Here is a 24,472-nt window from a genome sequence, read left to right as displayed (position 1 = left end):
CGACTTAAAGGACTTTATTTCATCTATGAGAACTGCTTTTGGCAAACTTCAAAAACAGTTACATACCATTTCAGCCACAGATATCATGTCCATAATGGGTTATGATGCAAATTGGACGAACTTAGCAAACTTAATATAATATACATTTTGCCAGAGACACTGACCTCTGGCTTTTTTATTAAAACACCAGCATGGAAAGGGTTAGGCACTGTTAACATCAAAAGCTATATTCTGTGTAGCTGAAATGACAAATAAAAAAAATAAAGCAAAAAGTTTTATAACTTGCAAGCAAAAGGGATCGAATCCGTACTTAATAAATAAAGGAAGAGTTGTAATGGACGATAGAGAAATAATTAAACTATATAATTGCCGATCTGAGGATGCATTGCTAGAAACAGAGAAGAAATATGGGAAACTTGTATCATTTATAATTGGCAAGCTGATAAAGAATCAGTTAGATGTTGAAGAATGTACAAATGATACATATTTAGGTGTCTGGTTTACGATTCCCCCAAAAACACCAGATAACTTGAAAGCTTATATTTTAAAAATTGCAAGGAATCAGGCGCTAAAAAAGTATGAACATATTCATGCGGCAAAAAGAGATATAGATATGTGTTTGCCATATGAGGAATTGAGTAATTATCTGGCGAAAGTGGGAGGAGAAAATTGGGAAAATAATGAATTGAAAGATATTGTTGAGGATTTTTTGGAATCGTTGCAAAAACCTCATCGACAAGTTTTTGTATTAAGATATTGGTACTTTATGTCGGTAAAAGAGATTATGAAATGTTGTAATATGAGCAAAAGCAAAGTCGAAACAATCTTATTTAGAACAAGAAAAAAGCTGAGAGAACAATTAGCGGAAAGGAAGTATTTATGAAAACTTTGAAATCAGATATTTTTTATGCAATGAATGAAATTAACGATAAATATATCCTAGAGGCTGCACAATGTTTAGAGCAAAAAAAGAAAAGCGATATTTCCTCACAAAAGAAGATCAAACTATTTAATGAAAGTAACGCACATAGCCGTAAACGGTTGGCTCGCGTTGCAACTGCAATGGCGGTAAGTATCATTCTTTTTACAACAGGAGGAATTGCCAATGCAGCGACAGGAGAGAAACTGGTTCAATGGATTAATGGGCTGTTTGGTGCGGAATTAGTTACAGATGAAAACGAAGGATTGATCGGAAAAGAAGTCATAGATAATTCGGAACCGGAGGTTACGCATGGTGAAGAAAGCGATATAGGGAATGCTGAGGGAAGAGCTATAACTGAAAGCCATATTATAAAGAGTGTCGCAGATGATAATATTGTGCTGCCATTATCTGTTTCTGAGTTTAAGGTGGAGAATGATACGACACCTGAAATTATTATGACTAACGGAAGTATGGCAGTATTTTATCTGGAGGATTATGCAGGTTGGAATTGTAAAGCAGGGGATATATTAACCTTTTCGTTTGAAAAATATGAGTCAGATGCGGTTTCTAATCAGGCGCTGGTTATAGGATATATTAAAGATGGGGTTATGTATGACGGAGAAAGTTTTGGAAGTCTAAGCGGAAGTTACGAATTAAAAGTTAGAGAGGGGGGAGAATACAATTTATATATTATTAGCGCAACTTCCGATTATTTAACATTGAAACAAGGCACTATCAATCTTAGTAAATAGAGAGGAAAAGTCAAATGGATTGGAAAGGGAGTACATCTTACCAAACTCAATTTAATTCTGCCGTAAGCACATGGAATAATTATAAATCTGGTGTTATTCGCAAAGACGCTTGGAATACGATTAACGATGTTACCATTTCTGATTACAATGAGGTAAGCTCAACTGCTGGAGTTACTTCTTCGGCTGGTACAATTAAGTTCAATACATATCAGATGGATAATTTTACATCTGCTCAGAAACGGAATGTATGCACACATGAGTTGGGTCATGCCTTAGGATTAGCTCATAATGCGAAAGGCGATGTTATGTATGCGTATGTAAGCTCAGTAACAAGTCTTTCTGCCAACGACAAGGCTTCCTATGACGCAAGTTATAAAAGATATTAAAGAAGGGAGGAAGATCTATGAAATTTCAGTCTAAAACCAAAATTGGTATTTTTATCGGAGCTGTTGTGATTTTGCTGGTTATTGGTGTGCTGTTTTTTTGCATTGCGAAACCTTCAACTTCTGACGAAATTAAGACATCATATTTGAGAGGTACTTTTTCGATTGATTATAGCGATCTGAATGCAGTTGTAGGCGATGCTGATTATGTATTCGTTGGTACGGTCGCAAGTGAAGAAGGTACTGTTTATAAAGATGCTGTTACGGTTGAAACAGACGATGGAAAGACTCGTGAAGTTTCCGGCCCATACACAAATTATACTGTGAACGTCACAAAAAATATCAAAGGCAATTTAGTTACTGACACGGCTATCCCGATTCAAAAATCTGGCGGACTTTCGGAAGATGGCTCACAATATTTTGTTTATGAGGGTGATGAGCTTCCGGTTGTAGGAAATGAATATATCTTTTTTGCTTATGCCCAGCCGGACGGGTCATTGTTAATTTCCGGTCCTGTTTCTAACATGAGTGTATCTGACAATACAAGCGATATTGCTCCTTTTAGCGATTCAACGGAATATAGCGACATTGTAGATGCGTATAATAATCAAGTCGATTCTGGACGGACTAGGTTTACTTCTTCTTATGAGGCAAAATAAATTAAAATTGCAGGAAATGTAAGAATGCTTTCCGATAGCTATATGATACTTATAACTTCGGATCAATGCGATCCGAAGTTATTTTTAGGCGTTGAAGAAATGACTTGAACATGTTTATATTGCCCGATAGTATCTTAAAAGGCATATTTTGATATGCTTTTTGGATTCACTTTAGTAATCAGTGTAAAAAGATTGCAGTATGGGCGAATTTAACTCGGTCGCGGAAAAAATAGGGTTTATATTGAAATGAGCTTTGGAGAAAGATGCCAACTATTCCAGCACTTTAAGTTTCTCTGTCAAGTAAGAATATTTTCCAGTAACTATATAATACTTATTTTTTGGAGCATACATGTTTGGTATATGGTAATTAGAGTGATAGGAAAAAAAACAGGAGGGGTCAATATGATTAAGAAAGTCATTAGCGTGGTAATTGCAATATGTTTGATGTTTATTTCAACCATTGGAAGTTCTATTCAGCCGATATATGCAGCATCATCGGCTCGGATTAATCCGGATGATATGTTGACAGTGCTGAACGATATAACAGTAGCGGGACAGTCATGGGAGAATATTGGTTTTGATTCGGAGGATATTGCCAATATAATGCAGATGCAAAGGAAAGATGACTCATATTATGCGTCGTTGAACACGGACATAGCTAGATTATCAGTAGAAACAGTAGAAACAAAGGCATTAGAAAACGCAATAGCAGGGCAAGGGTATATTCAATCTTATGCACAGAACGGTAATCCGCCAGCAACCCCACAAGAACAGAATGAAAGGATGCAATATGTTACACAAGTAGCATTAGAGAGATATGGTAATACATATAACACAGCAGATTTTAACAAATATGTACTTTATCTTTATATGTCCCATTATATAGACAATCCTAATTATACTAAAGAAAGTCCAGGATTTGATAATATATATGCTTATGTTATTACTTCAGATGATATTACAGCATATGAGAATTTTATAGCACAAAGTAAGTTTTCTATGTTCTCTACAAATCTGGTTAATTTTATGGATGAGTTCAAGTCTGCGGTAAATAATTCGTCAGACATTCTAACCGCGGTGGATGAGGGAAAAGTTATATCCATAAATACCGCAAATGCGATATATGGTTTATCTACGTTTGATCCGGAAAAAACCGCATCAAGAGCAAAGTTAATTGTCACTTCATTTAAGGACCACTATGAGAGTACGGCTTCTGTAAATGAATTATTAAATGCAATGTATGTAGATTTGGAGCCGGAGGATGTCAGCCAACAGTATATTGATGCATGTGTTACGGGATTTTTAGGAGTATTGGCAGGAACAACATTATTTGGCTTTGGTATGTCAATATCGCTATGTTATTATAACGTGTATGCAAATTTGTACGATAAGGCAAAGCTAACAGCATTGCATTATTCATTGTCAGGAAGAGTGGCTATCAGGCTTGATGAACTGATTGGGGGCTAAGTTATGAACGACGACAATGAAAATGTGTTGATTATTGCATATAACTTGTTCTGCACCATACTAATACCAGCAGTAATAGTATTGACAGGAATTTGGTCTTTGGAGTCGGAGAGCGATTTCACACATGGACGAACAGGAGGATTGCCGATGGGGGCATTGACTGTATTCGTTCCAGAGGTTATATTGGGTTTGAAGTGGAAAATGAAAAGGGCGTTTACAATTCCATGCTGTATTGCGTGGTGTATCTTCCTTCTTAAGATGGCACATTATTTCTTTGCTGTGGTTACAAATGCACCAATTACATATTATGGAACGGTGTGCATTGTGCTGTCTGGATTAATGTGGAGTATAGTCATGGAATTGAAGCAGGAATTAAAAGAATACCTTTTGGGGTTTCCACAGGAATATTGGCTTGTTCCGTGTTCTAATAGTTCGAGATATAACAAGGTGTTTCGCTTTATATGGTTAGTAGGCGTCGTTTTAGGAACGATATTTTTATTAATGATTAAATGGGGATGAGTCTTTGATAAAAGTTATATTTTATTTTTTGCTTGTAAGTATAGGAGCAGGTTTGGTGCAGATGAAAATACCGCTGTTTGGTCGTCATAGCAAGCGGTGGGAAGAACAAAATTATGCACAGCGGTTTGGCGGTATCTTTTTTCCGACATTCATTGCGCTTGTAGTTATCTTTTTATTTAATGAGTATAAGACGGCTCAATTACCCACTTTGAATGAAGAAATGCTGATGAATGGAGCGGAGTATTGTTTGGTAACTGATCTGAATGAGATAGGAGATGCGGATTATGCTTATGAGATAAAAAGCGGAAGCTCACAAGAGGAGATTTGCGGAATTATATCAAGTATATGTATAGACTTAAAAAGGGAAGATGATTTTGTAAATGTCAGATATGAAAACGGAGAATATATTATCATCAACAATGGCATAACAATAGGACGGGCTGTCATAAATGACAAAGCAACAACAGATTTGTTGAAAATATACTTTTGCAACTAAAAGTGGATGAGCGTTTCAGTGTAACCTTTAGGCGAGAATATCAAAAAATACAAAAAAATACAATTTATTCGGTTGACCAAATGATACTTTTGTCATATAATCTAATCAAAAATAGTAATAATTACTAATTTAACTGGAGATTATTAGCAGGAGGTACCTATCATGGACAAGAAGATTACAGACAGCATTATTTACATCGGTGTGGATGACAAGGACATTGATTTATTTGAGAGCCAGTATGTTGTTCCAAACGGTGTTTCATACAACTCATATGTGATTATGGATGACAAAATTGCAATCATGGATACAGCAGATGCAAGAGTTACGGATAAGTGGTTTGCCAATTTGAGAGAGGCGCTCGGTGATAGAAAGCCGGATTATCTCGTTGTTTCCCATTTGGAGCCGGATCATGCTTCCAATATCCAGAAGGTTGCAGAGGCATATCCTGATATGCAGATTGTAGGTAATGCAAAGACATTTAACATGATGGGACAGTTTTTCGATATAGACTTAACGGACAGAAAGGTTGTAGTGGCAGAGGGAGACAAGCTTTCTCTTGGAAAGCATGAGCTTACATTCGTCATGGCTCCTATGGTTCACTGGCCGGAGGTTATGATGGAGTACGAGTCAACAGACAAGGTGCTTTTCTCAGCAGACGGCTTTGGTAAGTTTGGTGCGCTTGATACTGATGAGGACTGGACATGTGAGGCAAGACGCTATTACTTCAATATTGTTGGAAAGTATGGTGCTCAGGTGCAGGCAGTTCTCAAAAAGGCAGCAGGGCTTGACATTGAAAAGATTTGTCCTCTTCACGGACCGATTCTCACAGAGAACCTTGGCTTCTACATAGATAAATATAATACATGGAGCAGCTATCAGCCTGAGGATGAGGGAATCCTTGTGGCATGTGCTTCTATTCACGGTAATACAAAGAAGGCAGCGGAGCTTTTAGCAGAAAAGCTCAAGGCTACAGGTGTAAAGGTTGCATTTACAGACCTTTGCAGGGATGATATGGCAGAGGCTGTTGAGGATGCGTTCAGATACGACAGGCTTGTGCTCTGCGCATGCACATATGATGGAGGCATTTTCCCACCAATGGAGGATTTCTTACATCATCTCAAGGCAAAGGCTTATCAGAATCGTAAGATTGCCTTCGTGGAAAACGGTTCATGGGCTCCTACAGCAGCACGCCAGATGAAGGCTATTGTTGAGGGCTTCAAGAATATTGAGTGTGTTGAGCCGGTTGTTACAATTAAATCTACTCTCAATAAGGCATCTGAAAAGCAGATGGATGAGCTTGTTGCAGCACTTACCAGATAGAATTATGGATTAACGAAGACCCGGACGTTTGTCCGGGTTTTTGTATTAAAGTATATATAAATATGCTATCATACAAACAAAGAAAAAAGCCATAATAGTACAATGTCAAATGAGGTAAACTATATGCAGCAGCGAATTACCATAAATCTTAACACAGATAGCAAAACAACCGACAAAACCACTATTCTTGAATACTGCCGCAGTCACGGCATTGCAGGGATAGAAACACCGTGCGGTGGAAAAGGAACCTGCGGCAAGTGCAAGGTGACGGTGGCAAAACCATACTATAAGGACGTGCTGGCCTGTCAGACGAAGATTTGTGACGGTATGGAAATTATTGTTGGAAGAAAAGAAAGCACCGGAACCAAAGAAGACAGCATGGTTGTTCTGACAAATGGAGAAAATGTATCGGAAAAATTTAATGAGCATGTGAATAGGAATGTTGAAGACACTCTGGCGGCCTGTGATATCGGAACCACAACAGTAGTCTGTTATCTGATTGATAAAGAGACCGGGCAGATTATCTCAACCAGAAGCGGTGCCAATCCACAGCGCAGCTTTGGAGCAGATGTACTTTCCAGAATTGATGCGGCAGCGAGGGCGGATGATAACGATAAAGCGAATGGCGGCCTGCAGATGATGCAGACACAGATAGTGTCCCTGCTTAACGGCTGGATATCAGAAATGCTCACGGAATGTGGCAGAACTAAAGTAAGCCGGTTTTCAGTTGCCGGAAACACAGTTATGTGTCATCTGCTTATGGGAATTTCACCGGAAAAGCTTGGCAAGGCACCGTTTATGCCGGATGAATATTTTGGCAGGGAATTTAATCCTTTGGATATAGGACTTGAGAATTGTCAAACCATGATTATATTTCCGGCTGTATCAGGCTTTGTAGGCGGAGATATTACAGCGGGTATGATGGAGACAGTGAACTGCAACGAGCTGACGCTATATCTGGATATCGGAACAAACGGTGAGATGGCGCTTGGAAAAGGCGACAGATATGTGTGCTGTGCCACCGCGGCAGGACCGGCTTTTGAGGGTGCGCAGATTGAGCTGGGCATGCCGGCGGCTAAGGGAGCCGTGGATAAGGTATGGCTGGAAGGGCGCAGAATTAAGTATTCGGTTATCGGAAATGACAGACCTGTTGGACTGTGTGGTTCGGGGCTTATCGATGCGCTTGCCGTTCTTCTGAAAGCCGGAATCATAGATGAAAACGGCACGATTTTAAGCGGACAGGAGCTTCCTATACTGTTTAGGTCGTATGTGTTTGAGGTGGAAGCGGAGGAGACTGCACAGAGCACAGAGTCCTCTCTCGCCGTTCATATTGCACCTGGAGTCTACATTACGCAGGAGGATATCAGGAAGCTGCAGCTTGCGAAGGGCGCGATAGCCGCCGGAATAGAAGTATTGTTTAAGGAATATGGCTGTACGCCTTGTAATATTGATGTTCTCACATTTGCAGGAGGCTTTGGAAACTACATTGACAAAGCAAGTGCGGCTGCAATAGGATTGTTTCCACAGGAGCTTTTGGACAAGGCAAAAGAAGTGGGAAATGCGGCAGGAAACGGAGCTGTTTCGGCAGCTTTATCGCAGGAAGCCTGGGAAAGAGCACTGGAGATAAGCGGGAACATGCGTTACATCGAGCTGGCATCGTATCCGCATTTCAATGAAATGTATGTGGAGCATATGAATTTTTAAATAATTGAAAAATATATATTTTTACTTTATTGTTGAACAAAATTGTCATATAATGACTTCGGGTGAGATTATATTTTTAAAAGAAAAGCTGATAGGGTGATCAGCATCAGGAGGAATATTAATGCGTAAAACAAAAATTATCTGTACTATTGGACCGGCCAGTGAACATGAGGATGTCCTCACCAGGATGATAAAGGCAGGTATGGATGTTGCCAGATTGAATTTTTCTCATGGCTCACATGAGGAGCATCAGGGCAAAATAGATTTAATCAAGAAGGTAAGACAGAAGCTTCATATGCCAATCGCAATCATGCTTGACACAAAGGGACCTGAGTATCGTATCAAGACCTTTGAGAATGGCAAAATAGAGCTCAAGGATGGAGATACCTTCACACTTACCACTGACGATATTGTAGGAAATCAGGAGAGAGTATCAGTAAACTATGAGAATTTGATCAGGGATTTAAAGGTTGGTGACCGTGTGCTTGTTGCGAACGGAATCATCATTCTGCAGGTCCGAGAGCTTAAAGGAAACGATGCAATCTGTGATGTTATCGCAGGCGGTACACTTTCAGACAGAAAGAGCATGAACTTCCCGAATAAGGTCATGAAGCATGCATATTTAAGCAAGCAGGACAAGGATGATCTGCTTTTTGGTATAAAAAACGAGGTGGATTATGTTGCCGCATCATTCGTTTCTACAAAGCAGGATGTAGCTGATCTGAGAAGCTTTTTGGATGAAAACGGTGGAGAGGACATTGATATCATCGCAAAGATTGAGAACCGTTCAGGTGTAGATCATGTGGAGGAAATCTGTGAGATAGCAAATGGAATCATGATAGCAAGAGGAGATCTCGGTGTTGAGATTCCGGGAGTTGAGGTACCGGCAATACAGAAGTATCTTATCAACAAGTGCCGTATGCTTGGTACACGCGTAATCACAGCAACAGAGATGCTTGAGTCCATGATTCACAATCCACGTCCTACAAGAGCTGAGCTTTCGGATGTAGCCAATGCTGTATACGACGGCTCATCAGCTATTATGCTTTCGGGAGAGTCTGCAGCAGGTAAATATCCTGTAGAGGCTGTAAAAAATATGGCAGAGACAGCAGAGTATACAGAAAAGCAGATAAACTACGGCAAGAGATTTGCCAATGCTGAGTTCCAGACAAAAAGCATAGTCGATGCCATTTCACATGCTACATGTGCCATGGCAATAGATGTGGATGCGAAATGTATCGTAGTCAGCTCGCTGACAGGCCGTACAGTGCGCATGGTCAGCCGTTTCCGCTGTCCTGTTGATATAATAGGCATGACAACCTCTGAAAAGGCATGGCGCAAGCTGAACCTGAGCTGGGGTGTAAAGCCGGTTCTGTGCGAGGAATACAACTCAATGGAGGTTATGTTCTACAATGCGATGAACGAGGCAAAGAGTGTCATGAAGCTCAAAAAGGGTGATCATATAGTGCTCACAGGAGGTCTTATCAATGGTAAGACAGGCAACACCAATGTAATTAAGGTTGAGACAGTTTAGTACATTTATACTATTGATTAAATCGTATATATGTCATATAATTCTTAACGATTAATAAAAACAATAAATTTAAAATAAACAATTTCGAGATGAAGTTTGCAGGAAAACGGCAGCGATTTTACATTATCAAAGCCTACCGAAGGAGTAAAACTCTCAGGTGCCGCAGCAGGCGGTGCAACTGTAAATGGATCGACTCTCTGGAGACACCCGCTTGGCGGGGGCCGAAGGTGCAACGTACGAATAGGAAGCAGTAGGAGTGCAGTGACTATGAATATATCATGGCACAGGCTGCTTCTCGTACGAATCTCTCAGGCAACAGGACGGAGAAGATATTGGACAGATATTCTTAAGATAATCTTCTTAATCCCATGTATCAGACTGTATATGCAGTGTATATGGGGTTTTTTATTTCAATTCACGTAAGTGCTGCTAAGCCTGCTTTTTCAATTGTTTCCAGATGAAATTATTTATATCAATAGTATTTGCTCAAAACACAAAGATCTTGTGTTTAGATAAAAAAGAGAGGCAGGAGTATTTCAATGTGGAACACAATCAACAATTTTCTTAGTGCAGTGGACAATTTCGTCTGGGGAGTGCCGCTCATGGTGCTCATCATGGCAGGAGGTATAATGCTCACAGTTCGTCTGGGACTTCTTCAGATGAGAAAGCTTCCTCTGGCACTAAAGTGGATGGTCAAAAATGAAGAGGGCGGCGATGGCGAGATTACGAGCTTTGGCGCACTCTGTACCGCGCTTAGCGCAACAATCGGAACCGGCAACATAGTCGGTGTAGCAACTGCAGTCGGTGCAGGAGGACCGGGAGCGCTTTTTTGGATGGTGCTTGCAGCCTTCTTTGGCATGGCAACAAAGTATTCAGAGGGACTTTTGGCTGTAAAATATCGTGTCATCGGCAAGGACGGACATAGTCTCGGCGGACCATTCTACTACATAGAGCAGGGAATGGGTGCAAAATGGAAATGGCTTGCAAAGATATTTGCATTTTTCGGCGTATGCGTTGGTCTTTTCGGAATAGGAACATTCAGCCAGGTAAACGGAATATCAAGTGCTGTAAACAACTTTTTTGACCCTAAAAACCAGCATACAGTAAAGGTTTTACCGTTCCTTGGTGAGTATTCATGGTCGGTTGTCATTGCTTCGCTTGTACTGGCATTCTGCGTGGCAGCAGTGCTTATCGGCGGAGTAAAGCGTATTGCAAGTGTCAGCCAGATAATAGTTCCTTTTATGGCTGTTATATATATTGTATTTGTGCTCGTGCTTGTGGTATGCAATATCACAGCGGTTCCGGCAGCGTTTGCTACAATAGTAAAGGCAGCGTTTTCACCGAAGGCCATAACAGGCGGTGCCGTGGGAAGCTTTCTTGTTGCAATGCAAAAGGGTGTTGCCAGAGGAATCTTTTCAAACGAGGCAGGACTTGGTAGTGCCCCGATTGCAGCGGCAGCAGCCCAGACAAAGGAGCCTGTACGTCAGGGTCTTGTCAGCATGACAGGAACCTTCATTGATACAATAGTTATATGTACACTTACAGGACTTTCCATCGTGCTCACAGGCGCATGGCAGGTTGACGGACTCGAGGGCGTGCAGGTTACTACATACGCATTCCAGAATGGTCTTCCTTTACCGAAAGAGTTATCAGCATTTGTACTTATGCTGTGTCTTGTATTTTTTGCCTTTACAACTATACTCGGTTGGGATTATTATAGTGAGCGGTGCTTAGAGTATTTGAGTGGCGGAAGGATGAAATATGTAAAGGTTTATCGCTGGATATATATACTTGCAGTTTTCATCGGACCTTATATGACTGTAAGTGCGGTGTGGACTATCGCTGATATCTTCAACGGTCTCATGGCTCTGCCAAATATGATAGCGCTGTTTGCTCTTAGTGGTGTTGTTGTTAAGGAGACAAGGCATTTCTTCGAGAGACATAGAAATGGAGAAATCGAGGATTAATTATGTTTTATATTTTGCGACATGGAAGAACAGATTGGAATGAGGAGCACAGACTGCAGGGTGAGGTGGATATCCCACTCAACGAAACCGGCAGGCAGATGGCTTACGATGCCGCAGAAAAATATAAGGATATAGATTTTGACATATGCTACTGCTCCCCGCTTAAGAGAGCACAGGAGACGGCAAGGATTTTTCTTGCAGACAGAAACCCTGCAGTAGAGATTATCACTGACAACAGGCTTCACGAGATGTGCTTCGGTGATTATGAGGGAGTGAAGAACATCAGACAAAAGCCCGAATGCCCTGTATACCTGCTCTTTGAGGAGCCGGAAAAATATGTGGCAAAGGACGGCGCAGAGAGCTTTGAGGAGCTATATCACAGAACAGGCGAGTTTATAGAGCAGGTGCTGAGACCGCAGCTTGAGGCAGGCAAAAATGTGCTTGTCGTGGGACACGGTGCAATGAACTGTAGCATAGTCAATCAGTTTCGCGGCACACCTATAAAGGATTTCTGGAAGGATATGCAGGGAAACTGCGAGCTGCTTAGGGTTGAATAAATTTAGATTATTCTGAATAGTTATATCGTTTGTAATAGATAGGGCATACCGGTTATGGGGTGCCCTATTGCTGTCAGAAACTAATTTCAATAGCATTTATTTATAAGTAAATGGATATTATATTATAAGTAATACTAAATTGACCACATAGCCTTATGCTCGTAAAATAATTTTGTAAATTTTTTATTAAATTAAGAGTATAATTATTTGGAGGAACCAATGAAAAAGACAACGAACTCTTCACCTTACCAGTTTGAGGGCAGAATACCTCTGTCTCAGGCTATTCCGCTTGGACTGCAGCATGTTATGGCTATGTTCATCGGAAACCTTACACCTCTTATCATTGTTATGGGAGCATGCGGGCTCACAGCGGACGCTGGCTTTGCGGAGCTTAGAACAGCTCTCTTACAGAATGCAATGATTATCGCAGGTATTGTAACATTAGTACAGATGTTTTCCATCGGACCTGTCGGAGGAAAGGTACCTATCGTTATGGGAACCTCTTCGGGCTTTCTTGGAGTATTAAATAATACAGTTGCAGCGTGTGGCGGCGGAGTTATAGCATATGGAGCTATTATGGGAGCCTGCCTTGTAGGAGGTATCTTCGAGGGCATACTCGGAGCCTTCTTAAAGCCTTTGCGCAAGTTTTTCCCGGCAATCGTTACAGGCTCAGTTGTTATAGCAATCGGACTTTCACTCCTTGGAGTGGGAATCAACTACTTCTGTGGTGGAACAGGCAAAAATGATTACGGCTCACTGCCAAACCTTTTTATTGGAATGGTTGTACTTATAGTAATCGTGCTTCTTAAGCATTTTGCACCATCGCGCAGTATTTTTTCATCATCTGCCATCCTTTTTGGTATCCTGGCAGGATATGTTGTAGCAATCATTATGACACTTACCATGTCACACACAGGTGTGACCGCTGACGGTGTTAAATACACATACTCATGGGTTGTAAACTTTGATGAGGTTAAAAATGCGGCATGGATAGCAGTTCCAAGCTTTATAGGTTTTGGAAAGTTGTCAGATGTGGGAATTTCCTTCCATGCCAATGCAATCATCCCAATCGGTATCATGTTTATCGTTACTGCAATCGAGACAGTTGGCGATATTTCAGCCTGTGTGGAGGGTGGAATGGACAGAGAGGCTACAGATTCAGAGCTTTCAGGCGGTGTTATCTGTGATGGTCTTGGTTCATCATTTGCAGCGCTTTTCGGAGTACTGCCAAATACCTCATTCTCACAGAATGTAGGTCTTGTTTCAATGACAAAGGTTGTCAATAGATTTGCTATTTCAATGGGAGCTATATTCCTCGTTATTTGCGGCTTCTGCCCAAAGATTGGAGCTCTCATGTCAATCATGCCTCAGTCAGTGCTCGGCGGAGCTGCTGTTATGATGTTTGCCTCTATCCTGATTTCGGGAATTGAGCTCATCACAAAGGAGCCAATCGGCAGCCGTGAGATTACAATTATCTCAGTAGCAATCGGTTTAGGCTACGGACTTGGCGCTACAACCGGTGCTACATCACATCTGCCATACTATGTACAGCTTATATTTGGCGGTTCAGGTATCGTGCCTTGCTCACTTTGCGCTATTCTTCTCAATATTATTTTGCCGAAGAAGTCAAAGAACGCGCCATATATGTGGGATATGGACGAGAAAGACGATGTGAAGCGTGTGGATGACTAACGCTTAGGATTTTGAAGCCGTCCGGTGCATTAAGTACACCGGCGGCTTTATTGTTTGTGGGAAAGTATGGAAATATATGGAAAAAGTGATTTCAATAGTGGGCGCAGGTGGCAAGACCACACTCGTTCATAAGCTTGCAAGGGAATATCACAGGAGTGGAAAAGGTGTGCTTGTCACAACGACAACGCACATGTATGTCGAAGCTGACACTGACCTATCCTGCGATTTTTTTGCGTTAAGGGATAAAATAATAAAAGATGGATATTGTATGGCGGGGCAGAAAATATCTGAACAGAAAATATCAGAGCAGTCAAAGCCAAAAATGTGCGGACTGCCGTATGATTTGCTCGATAAACTGATTAAAGACATGCCACAGGCGTTAGATTATGTTATAATCGAAGCAGATGGGGCAAAGCACCATTCCCTCAAATATCCGGCAGCGGATGAGCCGGTCATATATCCGGGTACCACAGATGTTATCATAGTGCTTGGCACATGGGAAAAGGGCAGGTCATGTAAGGACGTTGTATTTCGATATGAGCTTATGCAAAAGGAGCTTGGAACGGCAGAGGATGCAGTGGTTGATGATTCGGTTATAGATACGCTGCGGCAGGTCTATGTCAGAAAGCTGCGCGATAGCGGGTTTGAAGGACGAATATCGTGCGTTTTTGCGAATGAGCGTTGGTGGTTCTGAATAGTTGCAAATATGGAAATAATAAGGTAACAGGGTAATTAATCAGATGAGCATGAATCAGAGCAATAATCAGATAATAAAGAAAAATTTGTTAATCATATGCCGCGGTGCAGGAGACCTTGCGACCGGCATCATCCACAGACTGCACCGGGCAGGGCATAGGGTGATAGCGCTTGAGACAGACTATCCGGCTGCCATACGGCGCCAGGTGTCCTTTTGTGAAGCAGTGTATGATGGGAGCGCAGCTGTAGAGGGTGTGACAGCCAGACTTGTTCCTGCCTTGGCTGATGCAGAGACATATTCAGGGATAAGTGACACACCGGCAGCTCATATTGCATCAGAAAAGTGGGATAGTTCAGCCATCGAAGCTGTGCTTGAAGCCGGAGAGGTCCCGCTTCTTATAGATCCAAAGGGTGAGTCAATTGAACTTTTGAAGCCGGATGCTGTGGTAGATGCCATAATAGCAAAGAAAAATCTGGGTACCACAATCAATATGGCCCCGCTTGTGATAGGAGTAGGCCCGGGCTTTACGGCAGGGCAAGACGTGCATCTGGTGATTGAGTCCATGCGTGGGCACAATCTGGCGCGCATCATTACCGATGGCATGGCACAGCCCAACACAGGTGTTCCGGGAAATATCGCCGGCTTCACAAGTGAGCGTGTGATTCACGCTCCGGCGGCAGGATATATTCATGACGTCAGAAAAATCGGAGACATCGTGCAAAAGGGCGATGAGATAGCGCGGATATATCCGGATAAAGAAAGCTATGACAATGCATTGTCTGAATATGTCCCTGTGAATGCTACAATTACAGGCATCATACGAGGCCTTATCCGTGAGGGTTATTATTTCAGGAAAGGCTTCAAGATAGCGGATATCGACCCGCGCGAGAGTGAGATAACAAATTGCTTTACAATCTCTGACAAGGCAAGGAGTATAGCAGGCAGTGTGCTTGAGGCGGCATCGGCATTTGAGCACGGCGTAAAGATTTATTAAATAATAAATGAGGGTAACTATTAAGGTGTTTTCAGTGGTTCTGAATAGTTACAGTGAGGATAAATAGATTGACGCAGGAAAACGAATTAGATATCAATAATCAGGAACAAAATAAAGGAAAGCTCACACATTTTAATGAGGCAGGGGAAGCTCACATGGTGGATGTGCATGCAAAGGATGACACATACCGCGTGGCGAAAGCCTGTGGCACGATAAAGGTAAATGACGCCGTATACAAGGCGGTATCTACGGGCACAGCTAAAAAGGGAGATGTGCTGGCAGTAGCGAGGATTGCGGGAATCATGGGCGCAAAGAACAATTCCATGCTCATTCCGCTCTGTCATGCTATTGCCATGACAAAGTGTGATGTTGAGTTTGAGCTGGATGAAAAAAACAGCAGTATCACGGCAATCTGCACGACAGCCTGTGTTGGCAAAACCGGTGTAGAGATGGAGGCCATGACAGGGGTCAGTGTGGCGCTTCTTACCATATATGATATGTGTAAGGCACTGGACCGTGGCATGGAAATCGGGCAGATACATCTGCTGGAAAAATCCGGTGGCAAGAGCGGGCATTACGTTGCTGTTCACAATTAACAATTTGACCGGCAACGATTACAGCTCATTTAAAATGCTGAGAAGTTAAAAATACACAATTAATCAAGGATAACAGGGTGATGTAATGTATACTGTAGGGATTATAACGATAAGCGATAAAGGCGCAACGGGCCAAAGAGAGGATAAAAGCGGTCCGAAAATAAAGGAACTGCTTCCCAAAGATAAGTATGATGTGGTTTCATATAAAATCATACCGGATGAGAGGGAGCAGATTGCAGACGAGCTTGTCAGGCTGTGTGATGATGTGAAATGCAATCTGGTGCTTACAACCGGAGGTACCGGTTTTTCACCGAGAGATATCACACCGGAAGCTACAATGGATGTTGCAGAGCGTAATGCACCGGGTATCGCTGAGGCACTGAGAGCGTACAGCATGAGTCTTACACCTAAAGCCATGCTTGGCAGAGGAGCTTCAGTTATCAGGAAAAACACACTTATAGTCAATCTGCCCGGCAGTGTGAAGGCAGTGTCGGAGAGCATGGATTTTCTGATGGGAAATATAGAGCATGGACTTGATATTTTATTGCAGTATGACAGTGAGTGCGGCCGGTGACGGAAATGCACGGGGTATGGTTTAGGACAGTAACTATTTACAAAAATAATATTTGGAGTGTGGGATTATATGAAGCTTATGAAGACAACGGAGGCAGTCGGACAGGTGCTCTGCCACGATATCACACAGATTATCCCCGGTGTGAAAAAGGATGCGGTTTTTCGCAAGGGACATATTATAACAAAAGAGGATATACCGGTGCTGCTTAGCGTTGGAAAAGACACCATATATATATGGGAAAATGATGAGACCATGATGCACGAAAATGAGGCAGCAGAGGTGCTTTATCGTATGAGCGCATGTGGCACAAATAGCAATGAGACCGACGGCGAACGTCATTGTGAAGCCGCAGAATCCGGCGCTTTTGGTGGCACCGCAAGTAAAATGCATCCATCCCCTGTAAAGGAAGGCAAGATAGAGGTGATTGCTGACTGTGACGGACTGCTTAAGGTGGACAGCGAAAAGCTGAAAAAGGTCAACTCCTTTGGTGAAATGATGATAGCAACAAGGCACGGCAATACCACTGTGAAAAAGGGGGATAAGCTTGCCGGAACAAGAATCATACCGCTTGTCATAAAAAAGGATAAGCTGGAGGCGGCTTCGCACATATGCGATGACGGACCGATTCTTGATATAAAGCCGTTTGTGGTCAGAAAAGCAGCAATAATCACAACCGGAAATGAAGTGTTCCACGGCAGGATACAGGATGCGTTTACCCCTGTCATCGAGAAAAAAATAGCAGAGTTTGGTGCACAGATGATGTTTCATGAGGTGTTTGATGATGATGACCAAAAAATAACAGACGGCTGCTTACGTGCAATAGAGGCAGGAGCGGAGATTGTATTCTGCACAGGCGGAATGAGTGTGGATCCTGATGATAAAACACCGCTTGCCATAAAAAATACAGGCGCGAGGATCGTGTCGTACGGTTCACCGGTGCTGCCGGGAGCCATGTTTTTGCTGTCGTACTATGATGCAGGTGACAGGCTGGTGCCGATATGTGGACTGCCCGGCTGCGCCATGTACAACAAGCGTACGATATTTGATATTGTATTGCCGAGGCTTATGGCGTGTGATATGATTTTGGCAGATGAGCTTGCCGGACTTGGAGAAGGCGGACTCTGCCTGAATTGTGATGTCTGTACGTTTCCTAACTGCGGTTTCGGGAAGGGCTTTTAATATGCGCGATAGATTTGGCAGAGAGATTGACTACATGCGCATATCGGTGATAGATAGCTGTAATCTGAACTGTTATTATTGCAACCCACAGGACAATAATAAAAATTGTCAGGCAATAAATATACTTAGCGTAAAAAAGGTGCTTTGTATAGTCCGCGCAGCCACAAGGATTGGAATCACGCATTTTCGTCTGACAGGCGGTGAGCCGCTTCTGCATCCGCAGATTGATGAGATGGTTTCACAAATCAAAAAGATACCCGGTGTCAGGAGTGTATCACTCACCACAAACGCAGTATTGCTTGCGCAGCATGCAAAGCAGCTTAAGGAAGCCGGCATAGACAGTATAAATGTGAGCCTGGACACGATAGATGCGTCAGAATATGAACATATCACAAAAAAACCGCTGCTTCATAAAGTAGAGCATGGAATCGATGCTGCCATAGAGTGTGGAATAAGAGTGAAAATCAATGTGGTGCTCACACCGCAGACAGATGTGGTGGCTCTCACACGGTATGCTTCCAAAAAAGGCACAGATATCCGTTTTATAGAGATGATGCCGGTAGGTGAAGGGCATACCAACGGAGTCGAGCCGTATGAGAAGGTTATTGGCGCACTTTTAGAAGTATATGGAACTTTTTGCCATATAGATACTGAAAATAGAGAAGAAATTAATTCGGGATATAATAATTCAGATAACGGTCCGGCAGAGTATTACAGTTTTCATGGACTTAATATCAGAGTAGGGCTGATTCAGGCAATCCATGGGAAGTTCTGCGATACCTGTAACCGCATACGTGTTACGGCTGACGGCAGGCTTATGCCATGCCTGGGAAGCAGCGTGACGATGGATTTAGTACCTGATTCATGCGAATTTACAGATGATTTGGAAAAAGATTTTGTAATAGTTCAGGCACTAAAGGCTGCCATAAAGGCAAAGCCGGGGTGTCACAATTTTAATGATAATGCAGTGACATATACAAAAACTACAGAGACAAAGACTGTAGAGACAAAGGCTACAGAGCTGAAAGCTGCGGAAGTAAATGCAGCAAGAAATATGAGCCGGATAGGAGGCTGATAGCAAATCATGGGAAAGCTTCTTGCAATCAATATAAGCAAAGAGAGAGGAACTGAAAAGAGAGAGGTGCCACAGGCGGAGCTTGTTGCAGACTATGGCATCATGGGAGATGCACATGCCGGAAAGTGGCACAGGCAGGTCAGCCTGCTTTCCGCAGAGAAAATAGATGCCTTCAGGGCAAGAGGAGCGCAGATAGACAACGGCGCATTTGGCGAAAATTTAATTATATCAGGATTTGATTTCAAGAATTTACCGCTTGGAACACGCTTTTGCATAGGAGATGCTATTCTGGAGATGACGCAGATAGGCAAGCAGTGTCATTCGCATTGTGCTATCTACAAGAGGATGGGCGAGTGCATTATGCCAAAGGAGGGCGTGTTTGCAGTAGTCATAAGAGGCGGCCAGATTCATACCGGTGACGAGGTGAAGCTGATTCCGGCAAACATATATGCTTCGATAAAGGACAGACCGGCGGACAGTCGCTGTGAGCTTTTGACAGTCACAGAAGGAGCACATGCCGGTGAAAAGGCGCTTTATATAGATGGCAGAATAAGAGTGGCATCAGGCAGTGCATGGGCAGATGAAATAAATGACAATGATAATTCCATTGTGATGTTTAAACAGCAGATAGGCAGCAGACCACGCCTCATAATCTGCGGAGGAGGTCATGTATCGGCGGCACTTGTACGCATGGCATCACTTTTGGCCTTTGACATATGGGTGATAGAGGACAGACCTCTGTTTGCCGATAATGCAAAGCGCCAAGGAGCAGACCATGTAATTTGCGGCGATTATAAAAAAACTCTCGCCAGGCTGGAGCCACAGGCGGATGATTACTATGTATGCATGACAAGAGGTCATCGCTTTGATATGGAGTGTCTTACAGAGATATTCAGAAAGCCATACGCCTATGTGGGGATGATGGGCTCAAAGAAAAGAGCTGCCATAGTAAAAAAAGACCTTGAAGAATCGGGATTTTCACGGGAAAACATATCCGGATTACATTCTCCGATAGGCCTTGCAATAGGCGGACAGACACCGGAGGAAATTGCGCTTTCGGTGATAAGTGAGATAGTAAAGTGCAAAAATGAGCGTACCGGCTGCACACAGGTGGATAACGAAGTGCTTGATGCACTTATTGAGGCATCAGATGAGAAGTATATACTGTGTACCATCATAAAAAAGAATGGCAGTGCACCGCGCGGAGTCGGAACACAGATGCTCGTGAGCTCAGACAATCGGATCATCGGAACTATAGGCGGCGGTTGTGCGGAGGCAGAGGTTATAAGCCAATGCAGGAGACTGTTTCGCAAGCAGGAGTTCAAATGCGGTTTGATGGATGTGAGCATGAACACTGACGATGCCGAGAAAGAGGGCATGGTGTGCGGAGGCAGTATTTCGGTGCTGCTGGAGCAGCTTGGATGATGAAATTATCATATATTATTAAATCAAGACAAGCCGAATATGAATATTAATCACATGCATATTTAATTTAAATAAAGGAAAAGAAAGGTTAAAAGTATGAGCTTAAGAATAGCGACAGGTACTGACGGATCAAGAAAGGAGCGCAAGGGCTTAAAGAGAAAATTTGCAGCATATGCAGGACTTGCGTTTGGACTTATCCTTATAGCAGGACTTTTTGCGGGCTGTGGAAAAAAGGATACAGCAGATGCAGATGTCGATTTATCAATTTTTGCGGCAAAGAGCTTAAACGGTGTTATGGATGAAATTTGTGCAGCCTACACCAGGGCGCATCCAAATGTAAACTTCCGGAACAACTATGACAGCTCCGGAACTCTGATGGCACAGATTAAAGAGGGTGCGAAGTGCAACATCTTTTTCTCAGCAGGAGTGGCACAGATGGATGAGCTTCAGAATGGCTACGACGGAGGAAGCGTGGTGGACGGTACTCGTGTTGACCTATTAAATAATCAGGTGTGCCTTGTTACATATAAGAATAGTGGCACGGCAGTTACCGGGTTTGCAGACATCTCAAAGGCTAAAAATATGGCGCTTGCTGACGGAACAGTTCCTGTAGGACAGTACACCAGGGCAGCACTGGTAAATTCAAAAATGGTTGAAGGTGATGCTTCAAATCCACAGGCTATTTCAGATTCTGATATCTCTAAGGCACTTGACGGTCTGGAAATAAACAGCTGTGCCAATGTAGGTGCGGTTGCATCTGCCGTAGCTGAGGGCGCAAATGAGATAGGAACAGTTTATTATTCAGATACATTCGGATACGAGAACCAGCTTGATATTATAGAAAAGCTTCCAAACAGCTTAACAGGCGATGTCATCTATCCGATAGCAGCCTTAAAGGGAGACAGCACTACATCAGATGAGCTTGAAGCAGCAAAGGAATTTATCGCATACCTTCAGACAGATGAGGCAATGTCAGTATTTGAGAAATATCATTTTTCGGTAAATGCATAATGGGACAGATTGATTTTTCACCGCTTTGGGTGACATTAAAAACAGGAATAGTAGCGTCAGTTTTTTCTTTTTTTATAGGAATAGCTTTTGCTGAGCTTGTCATAAACACAAAGGGCAGAGTGAGGGCGTTCTGGGATGGACTGCTGACACTTCCGATGGTGCTGCCGCCTACCGTGGCTGGATACATTCTTTTAAGGATTTTCAGCACAAGGCGTCCTTTTGGAAGCTTTTTAAGCCATAGCATGGGGATACAGGTAGTACACACGTGGCTTGGCTGTGTGGTGGCAGCAACCATCATTGCACTCCCTCTCATGTACAGAAATGCGAGAGCGGCATTTGAGCAGATAGATGAAAATGTCATATATGCGGCGCGCACTCTCGGCATAAGTGAGTGGAAGATTTTCTGGAAGATACGTCTGCCGATGGCAAAGCCCGGTATCATATCGGGTGTCACACTGGCTTTTGCCAGAGCTATCGGTGAGTACGGTGCCACATCGATGCTTGCCGGAAATATAGCAGGAAAAACATCGACCATATCACAGCAGATAGCAATGGTCGTCCAAAGTGGAGACTATGCCACAGCGGGCTTCTGGTGCATAGTAATCATAGCGATTTCGTTTGCATGCCTTGTATCGATAAATATGATATGCGGCAAAAGCAAGGGCATAAAGAGAAAGAGAAAAAATAATGTCGCTCATAGTAAAAATAAAAAAACAGTTGGATAATTTCATGCTCTCGGTTGACATGGAGCTTACGGACGAGGTTGTGTCCGTAATCGGTATGTCGGGCTCAGGAAAGAGTATGACATTAAAGTGCATAGCAGGGATAGAGACACCGGACTCAGGCTTTATATCATTAAACGGCCGTGTGCTGTATGATTCGAAAAAGCGTATAAATCTGCAACCGGGTAAGCGCAGGGTAGGCTATCTGTTTCAGGACTATGCATTATTTCCGACAATGACTGTGATGGAAAATATATGCATAGCAATGGGTCAGCGTAACGAGGAAAAAGTGAAGGGCTGGCTGAAGAGGTATGGGCTTGAGGGCATGGCATACACATATCCCAACCATCTCTCAGGTGGTCAGAGGCAGCGCGTGGCAATGCTTCGCATGCTTGCGGCTAAGCCGGAGTGCATACTGCTCGATGAGCCTTTTTCGGCACTGGATGAGCATGTAAAAAGAAGCATGGAATCAGAGCTTATGGAGATGCTGACAGATTTTCACAATCCTGTTGTTTTTGTGTCACACAATCGCGATGAGGTGTATCGCCTGGCCGAGCGTATCGGAAGCATGGAGAGCGGTGTACTGAGTACAGTCCGCGACAAAAAAGATTTCTTCATGCGGCCTATGTCTGTGGAGCAGGCACTGCTTGTGGGCTGCAACAATATATCAGAGGTAAAATGGCAGGATAAGCATCATTTGCTTGCGGTGGAATGGGATAGCGTATTTGAGGTCACTGATGAGCAGCTTGAACAGACTGCAATGAGTATGGACGGCATATCGCACATAGGTGTTTTCCCACAGGATATTATAATATCTGCAGGCAAAACAAAAACGGCACTTGCATATGCTGATAAAAATATAATCAGGATTAAAGATTATAAAATGATTGAAGAACTGAAAAGCTGGGAAGTATTGTGTAAATTAAATAACGATTCAATAATTTACGCAAGCCTTCCGAGGCATACAGAAGCAAATATGCTTAACAAAAATATAAATGATGAGCTTTATATAAAGAATTTTTATCTGCTTGGATGAGAAGTAAATGAGGACATACTATGATTTACCTGGACAATGCTGCCACAACAATTAAAAAGCCGGATGCGGTATATGATGCAGTGCTTGATGCAATGAAGCACTGCGGCAATTCCGGGCGCGGGGCATCGGATGCATCGCTTGATGCGTCGAGGAAAATATATGAGGCCAGAATGTGCCTTGCAGAATTTTTCGGCGGAGATGATGCGGCCAGACTCGTTTTTACGGCAAATGCCACTGAGGCACTAAACATTGCAATCCACGGACTGTTTGAGCCGGGGGAGCATGTGATTACAACACAGCTCGAGCATAATTCCGTGCTCAGACCTCTTTATATGCAAAGGGAGCGGGGCGTGGGTGTGGATATTGTACCATGCAGTGATGCAGGCATAAAAAGGGGGATAATTTCCCCATCGGACATAGAGGCTTTAATCCGTCCGGATACAAAAGCCATCGTATGCACACATGCTTCAAATCTCACAGGCAACGTGGTGGATATTAAGTCGATAGGTCAAATCGCACGAAAGTATAACCTTTTATTTATAGTCGATGCATCGCAGACAGCCGGTGTACTTCCTATAAATATAAGGGAAATGAATATTGATGTGCTCTGCTTCACAGGCCATAAGGGTTTGATGGGACCGCAGGGCACCGGAGGCCTTTATGTGGGAGAGAGAGCAGATATAAAGCCGTTTAAGAGCGGTGGCACCGGCGTGCTAAGCTTTCTTGAGAACCAGCCTATGGAGCTTCCGACAAGACTTGAGGCCGGTACCTTAAACGGTCCGGGAATCGCAGGGCTTTTAACTGGTGTCATGGAGCTTGAGAAAATCGGCCTCGACAATATATACGCTAAAGAGCATGAGCTGATGCAGGCATTTATGGGAAAAATAAAGACAATCCCGGGAATCAGGATATATGGAGATTTCGATGTGCTGTCCGACAATGGTCTGCACTGTGCGATTGTTTCTGTAAATATAGCTGATATGGACTCGGCGGAGGTGTCAGACATACTTATGAATGAGTATGGCATAGCAACAAGGAGCGGTATACACTGCGCACCACTGATGCATAAATTCTTTGGAACACAAAAACAGGGTATGGTGAGATTCTCATTTTCATATTATAATACAGTTGATGAGATAAATGAGGCCGCTGAAGCGCTTATGCAGATTGCGGCATTGCGATAAATAGTAT

General features: G+C 43.0%; 24 protein-coding genes and 1 riboswitch. All 24 genes read left to right on the top strand.

Annotated features, from left to right (window positions below):
• Positions 1-334 precede the first annotated feature (334 nt).
• The 24 genes from EUBREC_RS14290 to EUBREC_RS14175 all read left to right on the top strand — a co-directional run bounded on the left by EUBREC_RS14290 (position 335) and on the right by EUBREC_RS14175 (position 24,465).
• Positions 335-883, top strand: a complete 549-nt coding sequence (locus tag EUBREC_RS14290; RefSeq protein ID WP_015568589.1) for an RNA polymerase sigma factor — start codon at positions 335-337, stop codon at positions 881-883.
• Positions 880-1,674, top strand: a complete 795-nt coding sequence (locus EUBREC_RS14285; protein WP_012743938.1) for a hypothetical protein — start codon at positions 880-882, stop codon at positions 1,672-1,674. The genes EUBREC_RS14290 and EUBREC_RS14285 overlap by 4 nt, the downstream gene beginning before the upstream one ends.
• A 14-nt stretch (positions 1,675-1,688) precedes the next feature.
• Positions 1,689-2,060 carry a matrixin family metalloprotease gene (locus EUBREC_RS14280; RefSeq protein WP_012743937.1) on the top strand — a complete coding sequence of 124 codons (372 nt, stop codon included), beginning with the start codon at positions 1,689-1,691 and terminating at the stop codon, positions 2,058-2,060.
• 17 nt (positions 2,061-2,077) lie between these two features.
• Positions 2,078-2,716, top strand: coding sequence for a hypothetical protein (locus tag EUBREC_RS14275; RefSeq protein WP_012743936.1), 639 nt, complete (start codon positions 2,078-2,080; stop codon positions 2,714-2,716).
• Positions 2,717-3,118: 402 nt separating this feature from the next.
• The gene (locus tag EUBREC_RS14270) at positions 3,119-4,183 is read left to right on the top strand and encodes a hypothetical protein (protein ID WP_306718527.1); all 1,065 of its coding nucleotides are present in this window, start codon (positions 3,119-3,121) and stop codon (positions 4,181-4,183) included.
• A gap of 3 nt (positions 4,184-4,186) precedes the next feature.
• Positions 4,187-4,702 (top strand): hypothetical protein, encoded by a 516-nt coding sequence (locus EUBREC_RS14265; RefSeq protein WP_012743934.1) that lies wholly within the window; start codon positions 4,187-4,189, stop codon positions 4,700-4,702.
• 61 nt (positions 4,703-4,763) lie between these two features.
• Entirely contained in the window at positions 4,764-5,198 is a 435-nt protein-coding gene (locus EUBREC_RS14260) for a hypothetical protein (protein ID WP_306719352.1), read from the top strand.
• Between the two features lie 162 nt (positions 5,199-5,360).
• Positions 5,361-6,518 carry an FprA family A-type flavoprotein gene (locus tag EUBREC_RS14255; protein WP_012743932.1) on the top strand — a complete coding sequence of 386 codons (1,158 nt, stop codon included), beginning with the start codon at positions 5,361-5,363 and terminating at the stop codon, positions 6,516-6,518.
• A gap of 123 nt (positions 6,519-6,641) precedes the next feature.
• Positions 6,642-8,222, top strand: coding sequence for an ASKHA domain-containing protein (locus EUBREC_RS14250; protein ID WP_041254270.1), 1,581 nt, complete (start codon positions 6,642-6,644; stop codon positions 8,220-8,222).
• 121 nt (positions 8,223-8,343) lie between these two features.
• Complete coding sequence (gene pyk, locus EUBREC_RS14245) at positions 8,344-9,756, top strand: pyruvate kinase (RefSeq protein ID WP_012743930.1); 1,413 nt, start codon at positions 8,344-8,346, stop codon at positions 9,754-9,756.
• A 187-nt stretch (positions 9,757-9,943) separates the two neighbouring features.
• Positions 9,944-10,090, top strand: a riboswitch (glycine riboswitch).
• Positions 10,091-10,295: 205 nt separating this feature from the next.
• Positions 10,296-11,723 (top strand): alanine/glycine:cation symporter family protein, encoded by a 1,428-nt coding sequence (locus tag EUBREC_RS14240; RefSeq protein ID WP_012743927.1) that lies wholly within the window; start codon positions 10,296-10,298, stop codon positions 11,721-11,723.
• 2 nt (positions 11,724-11,725) lie between these two features.
• Positions 11,726-12,280, top strand: a complete 555-nt coding sequence (locus EUBREC_RS14235; RefSeq protein ID WP_012743926.1) for a histidine phosphatase family protein — start codon at positions 11,726-11,728, stop codon at positions 12,278-12,280.
• A gap of 219 nt (positions 12,281-12,499) precedes the next feature.
• On the top strand, positions 12,500-13,972 hold the full coding sequence (locus tag EUBREC_RS14230) for a uracil-xanthine permease family protein (protein WP_012743925.1): 1,473 nt from the start codon (positions 12,500-12,502) through the stop codon (positions 13,970-13,972).
• 76 nt (positions 13,973-14,048) lie between these two features.
• Complete coding sequence (gene yqeC / locus EUBREC_RS14225; RefSeq protein WP_012743924.1) at positions 14,049-14,666, top strand: selenium cofactor biosynthesis protein YqeC; 618 nt, start codon at positions 14,049-14,051, stop codon at positions 14,664-14,666.
• A gap of 46 nt (positions 14,667-14,712) precedes the next feature.
• Positions 14,713-15,663: a selenium-dependent molybdenum cofactor biosynthesis protein YqeB gene (gene yqeB / locus EUBREC_RS14220; protein ID WP_080515348.1), complete on the top strand. Its 951-nt coding sequence runs from the start codon at positions 14,713-14,715 to the stop codon at positions 15,661-15,663.
• A gap of 155 nt (positions 15,664-15,818) precedes the next feature.
• Positions 15,819-16,259, top strand: a complete 441-nt coding sequence (moaC, locus tag EUBREC_RS14215; protein ID WP_306719350.1) for a cyclic pyranopterin monophosphate synthase MoaC — start codon at positions 15,819-15,821, stop codon at positions 16,257-16,259.
• 85 nt (positions 16,260-16,344) lie between these two features.
• Positions 16,345-16,833 (top strand): MogA/MoaB family molybdenum cofactor biosynthesis protein, encoded by a 489-nt coding sequence (locus EUBREC_RS14210; protein ID WP_012743921.1) that lies wholly within the window; start codon positions 16,345-16,347, stop codon positions 16,831-16,833.
• Positions 16,834-16,902: 69 nt separating this feature from the next.
• Complete coding sequence (locus EUBREC_RS14205) at positions 16,903-18,012, top strand: molybdopterin-binding protein (RefSeq protein WP_012743920.1); 1,110 nt, start codon at positions 16,903-16,905, stop codon at positions 18,010-18,012.
• Position 18,013: 1 nt separating this feature from the next.
• Complete coding sequence (gene moaA / locus EUBREC_RS14200; RefSeq protein ID WP_012743919.1) at positions 18,014-19,087, top strand: GTP 3',8-cyclase MoaA; 1,074 nt, start codon at positions 18,014-18,016, stop codon at positions 19,085-19,087.
• Between the two features lie 9 nt (positions 19,088-19,096).
• A complete protein-coding gene (locus EUBREC_RS14195; RefSeq protein WP_012743918.1) occupies positions 19,097-20,512 on the top strand; it encodes an XdhC family protein in 1,416 nt (471 codons plus the stop codon).
• A gap of 96 nt (positions 20,513-20,608) precedes the next feature.
• Positions 20,609-21,523 (top strand): molybdate ABC transporter substrate-binding protein, encoded by a 915-nt coding sequence (gene modA, locus EUBREC_RS14190; RefSeq protein WP_012743917.1) that lies wholly within the window; start codon positions 20,609-20,611, stop codon positions 21,521-21,523.
• Positions 21,523-22,248, top strand: coding sequence for a molybdate ABC transporter permease subunit (gene modB, locus EUBREC_RS14185; protein WP_012743916.1), 726 nt, complete (start codon positions 21,523-21,525; stop codon positions 22,246-22,248). Before modA ends, modB begins: the two co-directional genes overlap by 1 nt.
• A complete protein-coding gene (locus EUBREC_RS14180) occupies positions 22,211-23,281 on the top strand; it encodes a sulfate/molybdate ABC transporter ATP-binding protein (RefSeq protein WP_012743915.1) in 1,071 nt (356 codons plus the stop codon). The genes modB and EUBREC_RS14180 overlap by 38 nt, the downstream gene beginning before the upstream one ends.
• A 20-nt stretch (positions 23,282-23,301) precedes the next feature.
• Positions 23,302-24,465 carry an aminotransferase class V-fold PLP-dependent enzyme gene (locus tag EUBREC_RS14175; protein WP_012743914.1) on the top strand — a complete coding sequence of 388 codons (1,164 nt, stop codon included), beginning with the start codon at positions 23,302-23,304 and terminating at the stop codon, positions 24,463-24,465.
• Positions 24,466-24,472 lie beyond the last annotated feature (7 nt).

Origin of the sequence: Agathobacter rectalis ATCC 33656 (assembly GCF_000020605.1) — a bacterium.
GTDB classification, from domain to species: Bacteria; Bacillota; Clostridia; order Lachnospirales; family Lachnospiraceae; genus Roseburia; species Roseburia rectalis.
This window is presented reverse-complemented; position numbering and strand designations above follow the sequence as displayed.

Excerpts from the sequence above, each read along its gene's own strand:
- modA (WP_012743917.1), top strand. The coding sequence starts at position 20,609 with ATGAGCTTAAGAATAGCGACAGGTACTGACGGATCAAGAAAGGAGCGC.
- EUBREC_RS14280 (WP_012743937.1), top strand. The coding sequence starts at position 1,689 with ATGGATTGGAAAGGGAGTACATCTTACCAAACTCAATTTAATTCTGCC.
- yqeB (WP_080515348.1), top strand. The coding sequence starts at position 14,713 with ATGAGCATGAATCAGAGCAATAATCAGATAATAAAGAAAAATTTGTTA.
- pyk (WP_012743930.1), top strand. The coding sequence starts at position 8,344 with ATGCGTAAAACAAAAATTATCTGTACTATTGGACCGGCCAGTGAACAT.
- EUBREC_RS14210 (WP_012743921.1), top strand. The coding sequence starts at position 16,345 with ATGTATACTGTAGGGATTATAACGATAAGCGATAAAGGCGCAACGGGC.
- EUBREC_RS14250 (WP_041254270.1), top strand. The coding sequence starts at position 6,642 with ATGCAGCAGCGAATTACCATAAATCTTAACACAGATAGCAAAACAACC.
- EUBREC_RS14175 (WP_012743914.1), top strand. The coding sequence starts at position 23,302 with ATGATTTACCTGGACAATGCTGCCACAACAATTAAAAAGCCGGATGCG.
- moaA (WP_012743919.1), top strand. The coding sequence starts at position 18,014 with ATGCGCGATAGATTTGGCAGAGAGATTGACTACATGCGCATATCGGTG.
- EUBREC_RS14195 (WP_012743918.1), top strand. The coding sequence starts at position 19,097 with ATGGGAAAGCTTCTTGCAATCAATATAAGCAAAGAGAGAGGAACTGAA.
- EUBREC_RS14255 (WP_012743932.1), top strand. The coding sequence starts at position 5,361 with ATGGACAAGAAGATTACAGACAGCATTATTTACATCGGTGTGGATGAC.
- moaC (WP_306719350.1), top strand. The coding sequence starts at position 15,819 with ATGGTGGATGTGCATGCAAAGGATGACACATACCGCGTGGCGAAAGCC.
- EUBREC_RS14270 (WP_306718527.1), top strand. The coding sequence starts at position 3,119 with ATGATTAAGAAAGTCATTAGCGTGGTAATTGCAATATGTTTGATGTTT.
- EUBREC_RS14240 (WP_012743927.1), top strand. The coding sequence starts at position 10,296 with ATGTGGAACACAATCAACAATTTTCTTAGTGCAGTGGACAATTTCGTC.
- EUBREC_RS14180 (WP_012743915.1), top strand. The coding sequence starts at position 22,211 with ATGTCGCTCATAGTAAAAATAAAAAAACAGTTGGATAATTTCATGCTC.
- EUBREC_RS14235 (WP_012743926.1), top strand. The coding sequence starts at position 11,726 with ATGTTTTATATTTTGCGACATGGAAGAACAGATTGGAATGAGGAGCAC.
- EUBREC_RS14230 (WP_012743925.1), top strand. The coding sequence starts at position 12,500 with ATGAAAAAGACAACGAACTCTTCACCTTACCAGTTTGAGGGCAGAATA.
- EUBREC_RS14275 (WP_012743936.1), top strand. The coding sequence starts at position 2,078 with ATGAAATTTCAGTCTAAAACCAAAATTGGTATTTTTATCGGAGCTGTT.
- EUBREC_RS14205 (WP_012743920.1), top strand. The coding sequence starts at position 16,903 with ATGAAGCTTATGAAGACAACGGAGGCAGTCGGACAGGTGCTCTGCCAC.
- EUBREC_RS14260 (WP_306719352.1), top strand. The coding sequence starts at position 4,764 with ATGAAAATACCGCTGTTTGGTCGTCATAGCAAGCGGTGGGAAGAACAA.
- EUBREC_RS14285 (WP_012743938.1), top strand. The coding sequence starts at position 880 with ATGAAAACTTTGAAATCAGATATTTTTTATGCAATGAATGAAATTAAC.
- modB (WP_012743916.1), top strand. The coding sequence starts at position 21,523 with ATGGGACAGATTGATTTTTCACCGCTTTGGGTGACATTAAAAACAGGA.
- EUBREC_RS14265 (WP_012743934.1), top strand. The coding sequence starts at position 4,187 with ATGAACGACGACAATGAAAATGTGTTGATTATTGCATATAACTTGTTC.
- yqeC (WP_012743924.1), top strand. The coding sequence starts at position 14,049 with ATGGAAAAAGTGATTTCAATAGTGGGCGCAGGTGGCAAGACCACACTC.
- EUBREC_RS14290 (WP_015568589.1), top strand. The coding sequence starts at position 335 with ATGGACGATAGAGAAATAATTAAACTATATAATTGCCGATCTGAGGAT.